The organism is Streptococcus oralis subsp. dentisani, from assembly GCF_002096615.1.
Classification (GTDB): domain Bacteria; phylum Bacillota; class Bacilli; order Lactobacillales; family Streptococcaceae; genus Streptococcus; species Streptococcus oralis_U.
The window spans coordinates 89,904-106,935 of the sequence record NZ_NCUX01000031.1; the positions used below are offsets into that span (position 1 = coordinate 89,904).

3 protein-coding genes are annotated in these 17,032 nt (G+C 43.1%); all 3 read left to right on the top strand.

Annotation, left to right across the window (positions count from 1 at the left end; all coding sequences use genetic code 11):
• The first annotated feature begins 169 nt into the window (after positions 1 to 169).
• Complete coding sequence (locus B7708_RS04725) at positions 170 to 2,152, top strand: peptide ABC transporter substrate-binding protein (RefSeq protein WP_084974118.1); 1,983 nt, start codon at positions 170 to 172, stop codon at positions 2,150 to 2,152.
• Positions 2,153 to 2,435: 283 nt separating this feature from the next.
• Positions 2,436 to 8,930: a SpGH101 family endo-alpha-N-acetylgalactosaminidase gene (locus tag B7708_RS04730; RefSeq protein WP_084974120.1), complete on the top strand. Its 6,495-nt coding sequence runs from the start codon at positions 2,436 to 2,438 to the stop codon at positions 8,928 to 8,930.
• Positions 8,931 to 9,098: 168 nt separating this feature from the next.
• Positions 9,099 to 17,032 (top strand): SIALI-17 repeat-containing surface protein (locus tag B7708_RS04735; protein WP_084974242.1); only part of this gene is annotated, 7,934 nt, incomplete at its 3' end.

A 17,032-nucleotide genomic window follows, 5' to 3' on the forward strand; every position in this document is an offset into this window, starting at 1 on the left:
TTTTATTATAGGTCATATGAGACTTTTTTCTACACCCAGATGGCTAACTTCATTATGAAACTTTCAATTTTTTCAGAATATACCAAATTAACACAAAAATTCTGAAAATTCTGTTAACATCTTTCTGAAAAGGTTCTATAATAGATAGAAAGTTTTAAAGGAGAAAATGATGAAAAGTTCAAGACTATTTGCCCTTGCGGGTGTGACCTTATTGGCGGCGACTACTTTAGCTGCATGTTCTGGATCAGGTTCGAGCGCTAAAGGAGAGAAGACATTCTCATACATTTATGAAACAGACCCTGACAACCTGAACTATTTGACAACTGGTAAGGCTGCGACAGCAGATATTACCAGTAACGTGGTTGATGGTTTGCTAGAAAATGATCGCTACGGGAACTTTGTGCCGTCTATGGCTGAGGATTGGTCTGTATCCAAGGATGGATTGACTTACACTTATACTATCCGTAAGGATGCAAAATGGTATACTTCTGAAGGTGAAGAATACGCGGCAGTCAAAGCTCAAGACTTTGTAACAGGACTTAAGTATGCTGCTGATAAAAAATCAGATGCTCTTTACCTTGTACAAGGATCGATCAAAGGTTTGGATGCCTATGTAAAAGGGGAAATCAAAGATTTCTCACAAGTAGGAATTAAGGCTCTGGATGATCAGACAGTTCAGTACACTTTGAACAAACCAGAAAGCTTCTGGAATTCTAAGACAACAATGGGGGTAATGGCTCCAGTTAACGAAGAGTTTTTGAACTCAAAAGGGGATGATTTCGCTAAAGGAACAGATCCAAGTAGCATCCTATACAATGGGCCATTCTTGCTCAAATCGATTGTAGCCAAATCTTCTGTTGAATTTGCGAAAAATCCTAACTACTGGGATAAGGACAATGTCCATATCGATAAGGTTAAATTATCATTCTGGGATGGTCAAGATACCAACAAACCGGCTGAAGCCTTCAAGGATGGAAGCTTTACTATGGCACGTCTCTTCCCAACAAGCGCGAGCTACCCAGAGATTGAGAAATCATTTAAAGATAACATCGTTTATACCCAACAGGATTCGACTACTTATTTAGTAGGTACGAATATTGATCGCCAGTCTTATAAGTATACTTCTAAGACAACGGATGAAGAAAAAACATCAACCAAGAAAGCTCTTCTAAACAAAGATTTCCGTCAAGCTCTTGCTTTTGGTTTTGATAGAACTGCCTATGCCTCTCAAGTAAACGGTGCAAGTGGTGCGACTAAACTGCTTCGTAACTTGTTTGTTCCACCTACATTTGTTCAAGCAGATGGCAAAAACTTTGGTGAGTTGGTCAAAGAAAAATTGGTGACATACGGTGACGAGTGGAGCAACGTGAACTTGGATGATGCCCAAGATGGTCTCTACAATCCAGAAAAAGCCAAAGCAGAATTCGCCAAGGCTAAGACAGCTCTTCAAGCAGAAGGTGTGAAATTCCCAATCCACTTGGATATGCCTGTGGACCAAACAAACACAACGAAAGTTCAACGTGTGCAATCTTTGAAACAGTCACTTGAAGCAACTTTGGGAACAGATAATGTAGTTGTGGATATCCAACAACTTCAAAAAGATGATGTCTTGAACATCACTTACTTTGCTGAGACTGCTGCTGGTGAAGATTGGGATATCTCAGATAACGTTGGTTGGTCTCCAGATTTTGCGGATCCATCTACCTACCTTGATATCATCAAACCATCTGTCGGAGAAAATACGAAGACTTACCTAGGATTTGACTCTGGAACAAACAATGCTGCGGCTAAGCAGGTTGGTTTGGAAGATTATGAAAAAATGGTTGTGGAAGCTGGGGAAGAAACTACTGACGTTTCAAAACGTTATGAAAAATATGCTGCTGCCCAAGCTTGGTTGACCGACAGTGCCTTGCTCATCCCAACAACTTCTAAAACTGGTCGTCCAATGTTGTCTAAGATGGTGCCATTTACTCTTCCGTTTGCTTACTCAGGTAACAAGGGTACGAGCGAAGCCCTCTTGTATAAATACCTAGATCTACAAGACAAGGCCGTGACAACAGAAGAATATCAAAAAGCCCAAGAAAAATGGATGAAAGAAAAAGAAGAGTCGAATAAAAAGGCTCAAGAAGATCTCGCAAAACATGTGAAATAACTGTTGCAGAATATAAGAAAGGATTTAGTATTTCTCTTGAATGCTGAATCCTTTTTTACATTTGTAAAGAAAGATTCTAAATTTGGAGCCTCTTTTTGTCAGAATAGAGAAAATTTTTGTTAATTTTACTTGTTTCCTATTGCTTTCTTAGTTATTATTTGTTATATTAAAAGCATAATTATTTTTTATTTATCAGGGTTAAGCACTGCACTTTCAGAGGAAGGAGTATTTTTTAAAAAAGAAATGTAAACGCTTACTCAAAAATGAAAGGATTTAGGAGTTTATGAATAAAGAATTATTTGAAAAACGTTGTAAATATAGTATTCGGAAATTTTCATTAGGTGTTGCTTCTGTTATGATTGGGGCTGCATTCTTTGGGACAAGTACAGTTCTTGCAGATAGCGTGCAGTCTGGCTCCACAGCGAATTTACCAGCGGACCTAGCTGCTGCTCTTGCAACAGCAAAAGAGAATGATGGGCGTGATTTTGAAGCGCCTAAGGCAGGAGAAGACCAAGGTTCTCCAGAAGTTACGGATGGGCCTAAGACAGAAGAAGAACTATTAGCACTTGAAAAAGAAAAATCAGCTAGTTCAGATAAGTTACCAGAAGGCTTAGAGGGCAAATTAGATAAGGCTGAAGATAAAGGGAAAGAAGTTGATAAGGATCAATTAGCTAAAGATACTGAGAATCTCGTTCCAGAAGATGTAGCTAAAACAAAGAATGGTGAATTAAACTACGGAGCAACTGTCAAAATCAAGACACCATCAGGTGAAGGTAGTGGGATTGTCATTGGCGAAAATCTGGTTTTAACTGTTTCACATAACTTTATAAAAGACGTTCCAGATGGTAATAATCGCAAGGTTGTTGATAATGATAAGGGGGATGGGGATATCTATAGCATTTCCTATCCAGGCTTACCAGATGTTAAATTTAGTAAAAAAGACATTATTCACTGGGATCGTGAAGGTTTCCTAAAAGGTTACAAGAATGATTTAGCCCTTGTTCGATTGCGCACTGTTCTGGAAAATACGCCTGTTGAAGTAACCAAAAAGCCAGTAGTTAAGAAAATCGGAGATAAGCTCCATGTCTTTGGTTATCCAGAAGGGAAATTGAATCCGATTGTCAATACTACAGTTGATTTTGCAGAACCATATGGAGAAGGTGTCCAAGGAATCGGTTATCAAGGAGGGAAACCGGGTGCTAGTGGCGGTGGTATCTTTGATACAGAAGGCAAACTAGTCGGTGTTCATCAAAATGGAGTTGTTGGCCAACGGAGTGGTGGTATTCTCTTCTCACCTGCTCAATTGAAATGGATCCAAGATCACATGAAGGGAATTTCAAGTGTCAAACCTGCAGACTTGGAAGAGAAAGAAAAACCAGCCGAAGACAAACCAAAAGAGGACAAACCTGCAGCTGCTAAACCTGAAACAACTGAAAAAGTAACAGCTGAATGGCAAACAGTAGAGAAAAAAGAACAACAGGGAACAGTTACGGTTCGTGAAGAAAAAGGTGTCCGCTACAATCAATTGTCTTCAACTGCACAGAACGACAATGGCGATAAACCAGCCTTGTTTGAAAAACAAGGATTGACAGTTGATGCTAATGGAAATGCGACGGTTGATTTAACCTTCAAAGATGATTCTGAAAAGGGCAAATCACGCTTTGGTGTCTTCTTGAAATTTAAAGATACCAAGAACAATGTTTTTGTTGGTTATGACAAAGATGGCTGGTTCTGGGAGTATAAATCTCCAACCGATAGCACCTGGTATAAGGGGGGGCGTGTAGCAGCGCCTGAGACAGGATCAATTAACCGCCTATCAATTACCCTCAAGTCAGATGGTCAGCTCAATGCAACGAATAATGATGTGAAGCTCTTTGATACAGTAACTCTACCAGCTGCGGTCAATGATCATCTTAAAAATGAGAAGAAGATTCTTCTCAAGGCAGGCTCCTATGGCGATGAGCGAACAGTTGTTAGCGTTAAAACGGATAACCAAGAGGGGGTAAAAACAGAGGATACTCCTGCTGAAAAAGAAACAGGTCCTGAAATTGATGATAGCAAGGTGACTTATGACACGATCCAGTCTAAGGTCCTCAAAGCAGTGATTGACCAAGCCTTCCCACGTATTAAAGAATACAGTTTGAACGGGCATACCTTACCAGGACAAGTCCAACAATTCAATAAAGTCTTTATCAACAAACACGAAGTCACACCTGAAGTTACCTACAAAAAAATCAACGAGACAACTGCAGAGTACTTGATGAAACTCCGTGATGAGAAAAATCTAATCAATGCGGACATGACGGTTCGTTTGCAGGTTGTGGATAATCAGTTGCACTTTGATGTGACCAAGATTGTCAACCACAATCAAGTTACTCCAGGTCAAAAGATTGATGATGAAAGAAAACTGCTTTCTTCTATTAGTTTCCTTGGCAATGCTTTAGTCTCTGTGTCAAGTGATCAAGCTGGTGCTAAGTTTGATGGGGCAACTATGTCAAACAATACCCATGTCAGCGGGGATGATCATATCGATGTAACCAATCCAATGAAAGACTTGGCCAAGGGTTACATGTATGGATTTGTTTCTACAGATAAGCTGGCTGCAGGTGTCTGGAGTAACTCTCAAAACAGCTACGGTGGGGGTTCTTATGACTGGACTCGCTTGACAGCCTACAAGGAAACAGTCGGAAATGCCAACTATGTAGGAATTCATAGTTCTGAATGGCAATGGGAAAAAGCTTATAAGGGCATTGTCTTCCCAGAATACACTAAGGAACTTCCAAGTGCCAAGGTTGTTATCACTGAAGATGCCAATGCGGATAAGAAAGTCGACTGGCAGGATGGAGCCATTGCTTATCGTAGCATCATGAACAACCCTCAAGGTTGGGAAAAAGTCAAGGATATCACAGCTTACCGCATCGCGATGAACTTTGGTTCACAAGCACAAAACCCATTCCTCATGACTCTGGATGGTATCAAGAAGATTAATCTCCATACAGATGGTCTTGGGCAGGGTGTTCTCCTTAAAGGATATGGTAGTGAGGGACATGACTCTGGTCACTTGAACTATGCTGATATTGGTAAACGCATTGGTGGTGTTGAAGACTTCAAGACCCTGATTGAGAAGGCTAAGAAATATGGTGCTCATCTAGGTATCCACGTCAACGCTTCTGAAACTTATCCTGAGTCTAAGTACTTCAATGAAAAAATTCTTCGTAAGAATCCAGATGGTAGCTACAGCTATGGTTGGAACTGGCTAGACCAAGGTATCAACATTGATGCGGCCTATGACTTGGCTCATGGTCGTTTGGCACGTTGGGAAGATTTGAAGAATAAACTTGGTGAAGGTCTCGACTTTATCTATGTGGACGTTTGGGGCAATGGCCAATCAGGTGACAACGGTGCCTGGGCTACCCACGTTCTCGCTAAAGAAATCAACAAACAAGGCTGGCGCTTTGCGATTGAGTGGGGCCATGGTGGTGAGTACGACTCTACCTTCCATCACTGGGCAGCTGACTTGACCTATGGTGGCTACACTAACAAAGGTATCAACAGTGCCATCACGCGCTTTATCCGTAACCACCAAAAAGATGCTTGGGTAGGGGATTACAGAAGTTACGGTGGTGCTGCAGACTACCCACTTCTAGGTGGCTATAGCATGAAGGACTTTGAAGGATGGCAAGGACGAAGCGACTACAATGGCTATGTGACCAACCTCTTTGCTCATGATGTCATGACTAAGTATTTCCAACACTTCACTGTAAGTAAATGGGAAAATGGTACACCAGTTACCATGACTGACAACGGTAGCACCTATAAATGGACTCCAGAAATGCGAGTGGAATTGGTAGATGCTGACAATAATAAAGTGGTTGTAACTCGGAAGTCAAATGATGTCAATAGCCCACAATACCGTGAACGTACAGTAACGCTCAACGGACGTGTGATCCAAGATGGTTCAGCTTACTTGACTCCTTGGAACTGGGATGCGAATGGTAAGAAACTTCCTACTGATAAGGAAAAAATGTACTACTTCAATACGCAAGCTGGTGCAACAACTTGGACCCTTCCGAGCGATTGGGCAAAGAGCAAGGTTTACCTTTACAAGCTAACTGATCAAGGTAAGACAGAAGAGCAGGAACTAACTGTAACAGATGGTAAGATTACGCTAGACCTTCTATCTAATCAACCATACGTTCTTTACCGTTCGAAACAAAGCAATCCTGAAATGTCATGGAGCGAAGGCATGCATATCTATGACCAAGGATTTAACAGCGGTACCTTGAAACATTGGACCATTTCAGGTGATGCTTCTAAGGCAGAAATTGTCAAGTCTCAAGGTGCAAACGACATGCTCCGTATCCAAGGCAATAAGAGCAAGGTCAGCCTCACTCAGAAATTAACTGGTTTGAAACCAAATACCAAGTATGCTGTTTATGTCGGTGTTGATAACCGTAGTAATGCTAAGGCAAGTATCACAGTAAATACTGGTGAAAAAGAAGTGACTACTTATACCAATAAGTCTCTCGCTCTCAACTATGTTAAGGCTTATGCTCATAACAATCGTCGTGACAATGCTACAGTTGACAATACAAGTTACTTCCAAAACATGTACGCCTTCTTTACAACTGGATCTGACGTATCAAATGTTACTCTTACTTTGAGTCGCGAAGCTGGTGATGAAGCAACTTACTTTGATGAAATTCGTACCTTTGAAAATAATTCAAGCATGTACGGAGAAAACCATGATACAGGTAAAGGCACCTTCAAACAAGACTTTGAAAATGTTGCTCAGGGTATCTTCCCATTCGTAGTGGGTGGTGTCGAAGGTGTTGAAGACAACCGCACTCACTTGTCTGAAAAGCATGATCCATATACACAACGTGGTTGGAACGGTAAGAAAGTTGATGATGTTATCGATGGAAATTGGTCACTCAAGACCAATGGACTGGTTAGCCGTCGTAACTTGGTTTACCAAACCATCCCACAAAACTTCCGCTTTGAAGCTGGTAAGACCTACCGTGTAACCTTTGAATACGAAGCAGGATCAGACAATACCTATGCCTTTGTAGTCGGTAAGGGAGAATTCGAGTCAGGTCGTCGTGGTACTCAAGCAAGCAACTTGGAAATGCATGAATTGCCAAATACTTGGACGGATTCTAAGAAAGCCAAGAAGGCAACCTTCCTCGTGACAGGTGCAGAAACAGGCGATACTTGGGTAGGTATCTACTCAACTGGAAATGCAAGCAATACTCGTGGTGATTCTGGTGGGAATGCTAACTTCCGTGGTTATAACGACTTCATGATGGACAATCTTCAAATCGAAGAAATTACCCTAACAGGTAAGATGTTGACAGAAAATGCTCTGAAGAACTACTTGCCAACGGTTGCCATGACCAACTATACGAAAGAGTCTATGGATGCTTTGAAAGAGGCGGTCTTTAACCTCAGTCAGGCAGATGATGACATTAGCGTGGAAGAAGCGCGTGCAGAGATTGCCAAGATTGAAGCCTTGAAGAATGCTTTGGTTCAGAAGAAGACAGCCTTGGTAGCAGAAGACTTTGAAAGTTTGGATGCGCCAGCTCAACCAGGTGAAGGCCTAGAGAATGCTTTTGATGGCAATGTATCTAGTCTATGGCATACATCCTGGAATGGTGGAGATGTAGGCAAGCCTGCCACCATGGTCTTGAAAGAACCTACTGAAATTACAGGACTTCACTATGTTCCACGTGGCTCAGGATCGAATGGTAACTTGCGTGATGTGAAACTGGTTGTCACAGATGAGTCTGGTAAAGAACATACCTTCACTGCGACGGACTGGCCTGATAATAATAAGCCAAAAGACATTAACTTTGGCAAGACAATCAAGGCTAAGAAAATTGTCCTTACGGGAACCAAGACATACGGAGATGGTGGAGATAAATACCAATCTGCAGCGGAACTCATCTTTACCCGTCCACAGGTAGCAGAAACACCGCTTGACATGTCCGGCTATGAAGCGGCTTTAGCTAAGGCTCAAAAATTGACAGATAAAGAAAATCAAGAGGAAGTGGCTGGAGTTCAGGCGAGCATGAAATATGCGACGGATAATCATCTCTTGACGGAAAGAATGGTGAAATACTTTGCAGATTATCTCAATCAATTAAAAGATTCTGCTCCGAAACCAGACGCTCCTACAAACAGCAAGGGTGAAGAGCAACCACCAGTTCTTGAAGTACCAGAATTCAAAGGCGGAGTCAATGCAGCAGAAGCAGCTGTACATGAAGTACCAGAATTCAAAGGCGGAGTCAATGCAGCAGAAGCAGCTGTACATGAGGTTCCTGAGTTCAAGGGTGGCGTCAATGCAGCAGAAGCAGCTGTACATGAGGTTCCTGAGTTCAAGGGTGGAGTCAATGCAGTAGAAGCAGCTGTACATGAAGTTCCTGAGTTCAAGGGAGGAGCCAATGCGGTTGAAGCCTTGGTTCACGAATTGCCAGAATACACCGGTGGCGTCAATGGAGTTGAGCCAGCTGTACATGAAAAACCAGAGTACACAGGCCCGCTAGGTACAGCAGGTGATGAACCAGCACCAACTGTTGAGAAACCAGAGTATAAGTTGACACCAGCTCCACTAGCTGATACAAAGACATCAGAAATCAAAGATACTCTGAAAAATGAAGAAAGCAAGAAGACACTCCCAGAAACAGGAGAAGACCAGTCTGATACAGCCCTCTTCCTAGCAGGAATCAGCCTAGCATTGTCAGCTGCCCTCTTTGCTATTAACAGTAAAAAAGAATAGATATTTATTCCACAGCTACATTGTTTGGATAAGTGACTTGGACTTCTATGGGAGTCAGAGTCGGAAAATGAATCAAACACCTGGAGAGGACCTCTTGGTTCTCTCCTTTTTAAAAGGAGAAATGATAACGCTTACTAGCGTAAGCGGATGAAAGGAAATAGGAGAAATATGGACAAACACTTTTTTGAGAAACGCTGTCATTATAGTATCCGCAAATTTGCAATTGGTGCAGCCTCAGTTATGATTGGTGCAAGTATCTTTGGAGCCAATATGGTTCAGGCAGCAGAAACAGCAGCGCCTTCAGAGACAGAGGGAAGTATCACTCATGTTCAAGCTCTGGATAAGTTACCAGATGATTTAGCCGCTGCGCTTGAAAAAGCAGATGCAGAAGCTGCAACAGAAGCAAGTCATGAAGAAACTCCAGCGACTGATGAGGGAACCAAACCTGCAGCAAGTGAAGATGCAAAACCAGAGACAAGTCCTGCAAGTCCCAAGCCAGCAGAAACGCCGAAACCGGTTGAAACACCAAAGGCAGACAAACAGCCTGCGGAAACCACTACACCAGCAGTAAAACCAGCTGAAAAGACAATCGAAGACAGAGAAGATGTAAACCACCTCGAAGGCGCTACTGCTTCAGCAAACAACCATGAGGCTGGAACAAGCTTTACAGCTGACAAAGCAGTTGATGGTGATGATAGTACTAGATGGGCAACGGACAGAGATGTACCAAAACCAACCTTCGAATTAACTCTTCCAAAAACTACCCTCATCAAGCATGTGGAAATTGACTGGGATCGTCGTCTTCGCAATGGGCAAAATGACCCAAATATCAAATCTTGGAGTCTCTATTACGCAGGTCAAGAAGACGTGGGCGCTAATGGAGAAAAACAATGGAAACTCGCTCATACCAAGTCTGGAGACCCTGTTTTAGATGAGAAAGTTGATTTAGCCAACAGCATCAAAGCTAAGTACCTCAAATTGGAGGTCAATGATTACCAAGCGGGAACAATGGGCTGGAGAAACGTTGGAATCCAAGAAATTCGAGCTTATTCAAATATTCCAGACCATAGTAAAGTAACGGATATTCGCCAAGTTGATCAGTTGGATGTGGCTGAAGATGGCAAGTCTCTTGTCCTACCAAGTTTGCCAGGTCAGGTTAGTCTGATCGGCAGTAACAAGCAGGGTGTGATTGACCTTCAAAATCGCATCTACCAACCTCTGACAGATCAACGTGTCAAGGTCATGGTACAACAAATCAAAGACAGTCATACCTTTACCAAAGAGTTTGAAGTAGTCATCAAGGGGCTACATCAGGACGAAGGTGTGGGTGTGAAACCAAAAGTAGCACCAGCTGTTCAACAATGGTATGGGAAAGAAGGCCAATCTTCTATCACTTCAGATACAGTTCTTGCGACGGGTGATTCAGGTTTTGATCAGGCTGCAACCTTCTACCAGTCAGACCTTGCAAGCCGTGGATTGGAACTTGCAACAGGTGACAAACAGGCTCAAAAACGAATCGAATTTAAAAAGGTTGAAAACAAGGGTTACGGTAAGGAAGGGTATGGTATCACTATCCAAAATGATGTGATTACCATCGAAGCTGCAACAAACACAGGTGCCTTCTACGCCACTCGTACTCTTCTTCAAATGGGAGAAACAGACCTACAAAATGGCGAAATTCGTGATTTCCCAAGTTTCAGCCACCGTGGCTTTATGCTAGATACAGGTCGTAAGTTTATCCCTTACGACACCCTTGTAGACATCATGCTCAACATGGCTTACTACAAGATGAACGACTTGCAGTTGCACCTTAATGATAACTATATCTTCCTCAAGGAACACTTGGCAGGAAAGAATTTAAGTCCAGAAGAACAACTCAAGTATGTCCTTGAACATGCCAAGACAGGTTTCCGTGTGGAGACAGACATTGTTGGTAAGAATGGTCAAAAATTGACATCAGATGAGCATTATACCAAGGAAGAAATGCAAAATCTGATTAAACTTGCCAAGGCCTTGCATATCAACCTAGTACCAGAAATTGACACACCAGGTCACGCCTTATCCTTTGTCAAAGTTCGCCCAGACCTCATGTATCAAGGTAGTTTGAGCGATTATGCAGGTAAGCACAATGTTGAGCGCGTAGCCATGCTAGACCTAGATAATAAATACGATGAAACGCTAGCTTTTGTCAAATCAGTTTATGACAAACTCCTCGATGGTCCAGATGCACCACTTCATGGGGTATCCACTGTTCATATCGGAACGGATGAATACTATGGTAGCCGCGAAAGCTATCGCCGCTATGTTAATGACTTGACCCAATATATCAAGTCTAAAGGTTACACCCCTCGTATCTGGGGATCGCTCAGTGCGAAACGTGGGAACACTCCTGTTGATTGGAACGGAGTAGAAGTTGATATTTGGAGCATTCATTGGCAACGACCAAATGAAGCCCTTGCCCAAGGTGCGAAGATTATCAATATCACTGATGTACCAACTTACAGTGTTCCAAGTGGAAGCAATAGTCAGGCGGCTTATGGAGATTATGCAAACTATGAGCGCCAATACAATAGCTGGACACCAAATGATTTCCGAACAGGTGGAGGACCACTTTTAGAGTCATCTCATCCAGGTATTATTGGAGGAGGTCATGCGGTTTGGAACGATAATATCGATCTCCATGAGACAGGTTTGACCTCTTATGATATCTTCAAACGCTTCTTCAAGAGCATGCAGACAACTGCGGAACGGACTTGGGGATCTGATCGTGCAGCAAAAACTTTTGCAGAGCGCACACTACCAACGAGTCCTTATGCACCACAGTCTAACCCGGAAAGAGCAATTACTTCAGATGAGCTGTTCACTATCACTCCAGAGAAAGTGAAAGAATTTGCAACGAAGAAAGTAACTCCAACAGAAAATGGCTTGAAATTTGAACAAGATAGTCGTATCAATGGCTTGCCTGGTGATGTCGGTCCAAGTCATGTCTTGAAGTTTGATGTTACGGTCACTGGAGATGGGGAACAAACCTTCTCAACAAGTGGGGACAACCGAATTTACCTAGCTGATAAAGATGGCTATCTCGCTTATCAATTTGAACAGTTCCATATCCAATTCAATAAAAAACTTGAAAAGAACAAACGCTATCAAATCTCTATTGTGACCAAACCACAGTCAACCGAAATCTATGTGGATGGTGAAAAGATCGAGCGTATTGCAAATCCAGCCCACCCTCGCTTTGCCCACAATAGCTTGGTACTACCGCTTGAAAGCATCGGTGGGTTCAAAGGAATCTTGCACAGCGCTGAGTTGACTGATAAGCCTTTTGTAAATCCTCGTTTGATTGCAAATGACAAATTCACTGCTACTGCAAGTAGCCAAGAATTGCCAGGAACAGCGACTGAAGGAGCTGTTGAAAAGGCATTTGACAATGATCCAAATACATTCTGGCATTCTAAATGGACTGGTGACCGTGCGCCATACACTCTTACTATGACCTTGAAAGAAGCAGAAAAAGTCAATGGCTTGACTTATCTCCCACGACCAGGTGGTGGAAATGGTGTTGTGACGCGCTACGAAATCTACGCACAAAAAGATGGTCAAATGGTCAAGGTTTCAGAAGGAAGCTGGGACAACAACGCCCAAGAAAAAACAGTCAACTTTGCGGCGGTAGATACCAACAAGATTGAGTTGAAAGTATTGGAAGGCGTTGGTGGCTTTGCAAGTGCAGCTGAAGTTCATCTATTGAAACCTGTCAAAGAAGAGCAAGAAACGCCTGCACCAAGTCAACCAGAAAAACCAACTACACCTGAAAAACCAAAAGTAGACCAAACCGGTGATGGAACAGTTGAATTGGCAGATCAATTCACTGCAAGTAAACCAGCTAGCGAAGACAGCATTGCAGCTGCCAGCAAGAGCGCAGACTATCTCAAGAAAGAGTACAAGGTCTTCCCAACTCCACAAAAAGTGACTTATGGAGAAGGTGTCACAGCCCTTCGCAAGCAAGTCAATCTGGTTATGGGCGATCAACTCGATATCTATACTCGCAATCGCTTGAAGAGTGTCTTGCAGGACAATCAAGTATCTTATACAACTGGTAAGACAGCAATCGCTGGCGCAACCAATATCTATCTTGGAGTGCATGGACAAGGTTCACAAGCAGAGCAAAACTTGTCCAATGTTTCAGCAGGTCTCTTTGACAAGATTGATGCCTATGCCTTGACCATCAAGGATAACTCAATTTCTATCGTCGGAAAAGACACGGATGCAGTCTTCTATGGTTTGACAACCTTGAAACACATGCTTAAGGAAAGCCAAGTGCCAGTCCTTCGCAATGTGACAGTAGAAGATTACGCAGAACTCAAGAACCGTGGTTTCATCGAAGGTTACTATGGAAATCCATGGTCGAATGCCGATCGTGCAGAGCTCATGCGTTATGGTGGCGATTTGAAATTGAACCAATACTTCTTTGCACCAAAAGATGATCCATACCACAACAAGAAATGGCGTGAACTCTATCCAGAAGAAAAACTAGCTGAAATCCGTGAACTTGCTCGTGTTGGAAATCAAAGTAAAACCCGCTATGTCTGGACTATCCATCCATTCATGAACAACCGCATCCGCTTTGGCAATGAAGCGCATTACCAAGAAGATTTGGCAACCATCAAGGCTAAATTTACCCAGTTGATGAAAGTGGGTGTCCGTGAATTTGGTATCCTTGCAGATGATGCTCCAAGCCCAGTCGGTGGCTACAATAGCTACAACCGCTTGATGCAAGATATGACCAAGTGGTTGACTGAAATGCAGGGAACTTACAGCGGTCTTCGTAAAGAAATGATCTTTGTTCCTGGACAGTATTGGGGTAATGGACGTGAGGATGAGTTGAAATCCCTCAATGAAAATCTCCCAAGTTCAACATCCATGACCTTGACGGGTGGTAAGATTTGGGGTGAAGTCTCTGAAAGCTTCCTTTCAACTCTCAAGAACAATCTATCCGCAGGTGGCAAGACCTATCGCCCAGTTTCACTTTGGATTAACTGGCCTGTAACAGATAACTCTAAACAACACTTGATTCTAGGTGGTGGTGAGAAATTCCTTCATCCAAATGTGGATCCAAGCTTGCTATCTGGTATCATGTTGAACCCAATGCAACAGTCTGAACCATCTAAGATTGCCCTCTTTTCAGGAGCTCAATACTCATGGAAACAGTGGAAATCAGAAGAAGAAGCTAAGAAAATCAATGACATTGCCTTCAACTTTGTAGAAAATGGTCATTTTGAAGATAGCAAGGTATCAGCAGCCTTCCGCGAACTTGGTAAGCACATGATCAACCAAAACATGGATAATCGTGTCGTCAAACTAGAAGAATCGGTAGACTTGGCTCCAAAATTAACAGACTTCATGACCAAACTCAAAGCAGGTCAGGATGTGACTGCCGAACGTGCAGCCTTGCGTGCAGAATTTGCCAAGATTAAAGAAGCAGCCGAATTTTACAAAGCATCAGGCGACCAAAAGATGGTTGCGCAAATCCACTATTGGTTGGATAATGCAATTGACCAAATGAATGCTCTCGATGCCTTCCTTACAGGAACTGAAGCCATGGCTACAAACGATGCTGCTAAGCTTTGGGACAGCTATTATAAAGGCTTGAAGTTCTACGAACAGTCTCAAACTCATACCTTCCATTATGTAGACCATATGGAAAAGGCTGAATTGGGTGTTCAACATATTCGTCCATTTATCCTATCCTTGAAAGAAGTTCTGGCGTCTGAAGTTCAAAAAGTCTTGCATCCAGACCAAATCATCAGCACCTTTATCACCAATCGAACAGGTGTAGAAGGTGGTTTGGCAGAAGTGACGGACGGCGATTTGGCAACTCATGCGATTATTAAATCACCAAATAGCATCAAAACAGGTGATTATATTGGTATGAAGTTCAACAAACCAGTAGCGATTCAAACCTTGACCTTTGCTATGGGAACGCAGGCAAATCCACGTGATACCTTTAGTAAGGCAGAAGTACAGTATCAAGATGAAAATGACAACTGGGTAACCTTGAAAGAGCCAAGCTATGTCGGAAATGAATCCCTTCTTAAGTTTGAAAATCTCAATATCAAGGCCAAGGCAGTTCGCATGATTGCGACAGCAGATCGCGAGAACACTTGGTTTGCAGTTCAGGAAATTGCAGTCAACCGTCCAGTTGAAAAAGCTCGTAGCCAACAAGCAACGACAGTTAGTCTAAGCTCAAACTTAGTTTACAAACTAAATACCTCAGCTCGTCAAATCACTGATGGCAAGGACAATACAGAAGCCATGATGGCAAACGCTGACGGTAGCAATACGACACCAGTAGATGCCTGGGCACAACTTGACCTCGGTGAAGTCAAGTCAGTCACTAAAGTACGACTTCGCCAAGGAACGGGTGATAAGCTTGCCACAGGTGTACTTGAGTACTCTACAGATGGAACTGCATGGCAAGAGTTGGATCGCCTATCAGGAGAACAAACCAAGGAAGTGACCAGAGCGATCAATGCTCGTTACATCCGAGTACGCAATACCAAGGCCCTCGACCTCTGGTGGCGTATTCAGGACTTCTCTGTTGAGACACGCTCTGGAAACAGTGAGTTAACAGACACCAACGTCAACGCCTTGAAGGAAACACCAGTAGTGGATAGCTTAGGCAGTTACGAACTTCAAATTCCAGCTGGAACCAAACTCCCTGCTCATAGCTATCTAGGAATGAAGCTTGACCGTATCCATCAGATCAAGAGCATCCAGCTCAAAGGCTCAGCCAACCCTGCTCTTAGCCTAGAGTATTCTGCAAATGCACAAGAATGGACACCAGCCAGCCAGTTGACAGACAGATCTGTGGCAACCCACTTAGTACGTTATGTGCGTCTGGTCAACAAAACAGATCAGGAACAAGCTGTCACAGCCACTTCTCTCCTTGTGACAACCAAAGAAGTGCAACCAACCAAACTAGAATCTACAACTATGGGCATTCATCCAACATACGGCAGCAATGATGTTCGTAAACTGAACAACCTAGATCAACTATTTGACGGTGTTTACAACAACTTCGTTGAGTTTTCAGACTACGCCCATAAAGATGGTCATGTGACCTTGAAACTTGGTAGCGAACGCACTATCAAGAAGATTAGAGCCTACATCCAAGACGGAACTCAAAACTATCTTCGTGATGGTAAGATTCAAGTCAGCCAAGACGGTAAAACTTGGACAGATGTCGTGACAGTAGGAGATGGTGTGGCCAATAGCCAACACGATGATTCATTGACAGATGGTTGGACACATGATTCTAAGATGCCAGGAAATCGCTACATCGAAGGAGAATTGACGACACCAGTCAAAGCCAACTATCTCCGTGTTCTCTATACGGCAGACTATGATGCCCGTTTTGTAGGATTTACAGAATTGGTAATCAATGACGGTGAATTTGTCAAACCAATCAATGATCCAACAGTAGAAGGAAGTAGTGGAGAAAGCCAAGGTAATCTCTACAACAACCTTGTAGACGGCAAAGTCTTGACCAGCTATAAGTCTGAAAAAGACAAGGGTGAGTTGGTGTATCACTTGTCTGAACCAACCAATGCCAACCACCTTCGTCTCGTTTCCAGTCTTCCTGAAGGAGCGAAAGCACGTGTTCTTGCGAGAACACTTAAGGATGGCCAAGACAGCTGGACAGACCTCGGTGCCATTACATCTAGTCTCCAAACCTTCGCTATCCGAAATGGTGGCTCTCTTCTAGACGTCAAATTAGTCTGGGAAGGTGGCAAGGCTGAGTTTTATGAATTGGCAAGCTTCCATCAAGCATTAACAGAAGAATCGGTTCAATCAAGCAAGGGTGAAGAAGAACCACCAGTTTTGAGCAAACCGGACTTTACAGGTGGTGTGAATGCGGCTGAGGCAACAGTACATGAAGTACCAGAGTACACAGGCCCACTTAGTACAGCAGGAGATCAGCCAGCACCGATAGTTGAGAAACTAGACTTTACAGGTGGTGTGAACGCGGTAGAAGCAGCAGTACATGAAGTACCAGAGTACACAGGTCCACTTGGTACAGCAGGAGATCAACCAGCACCGAC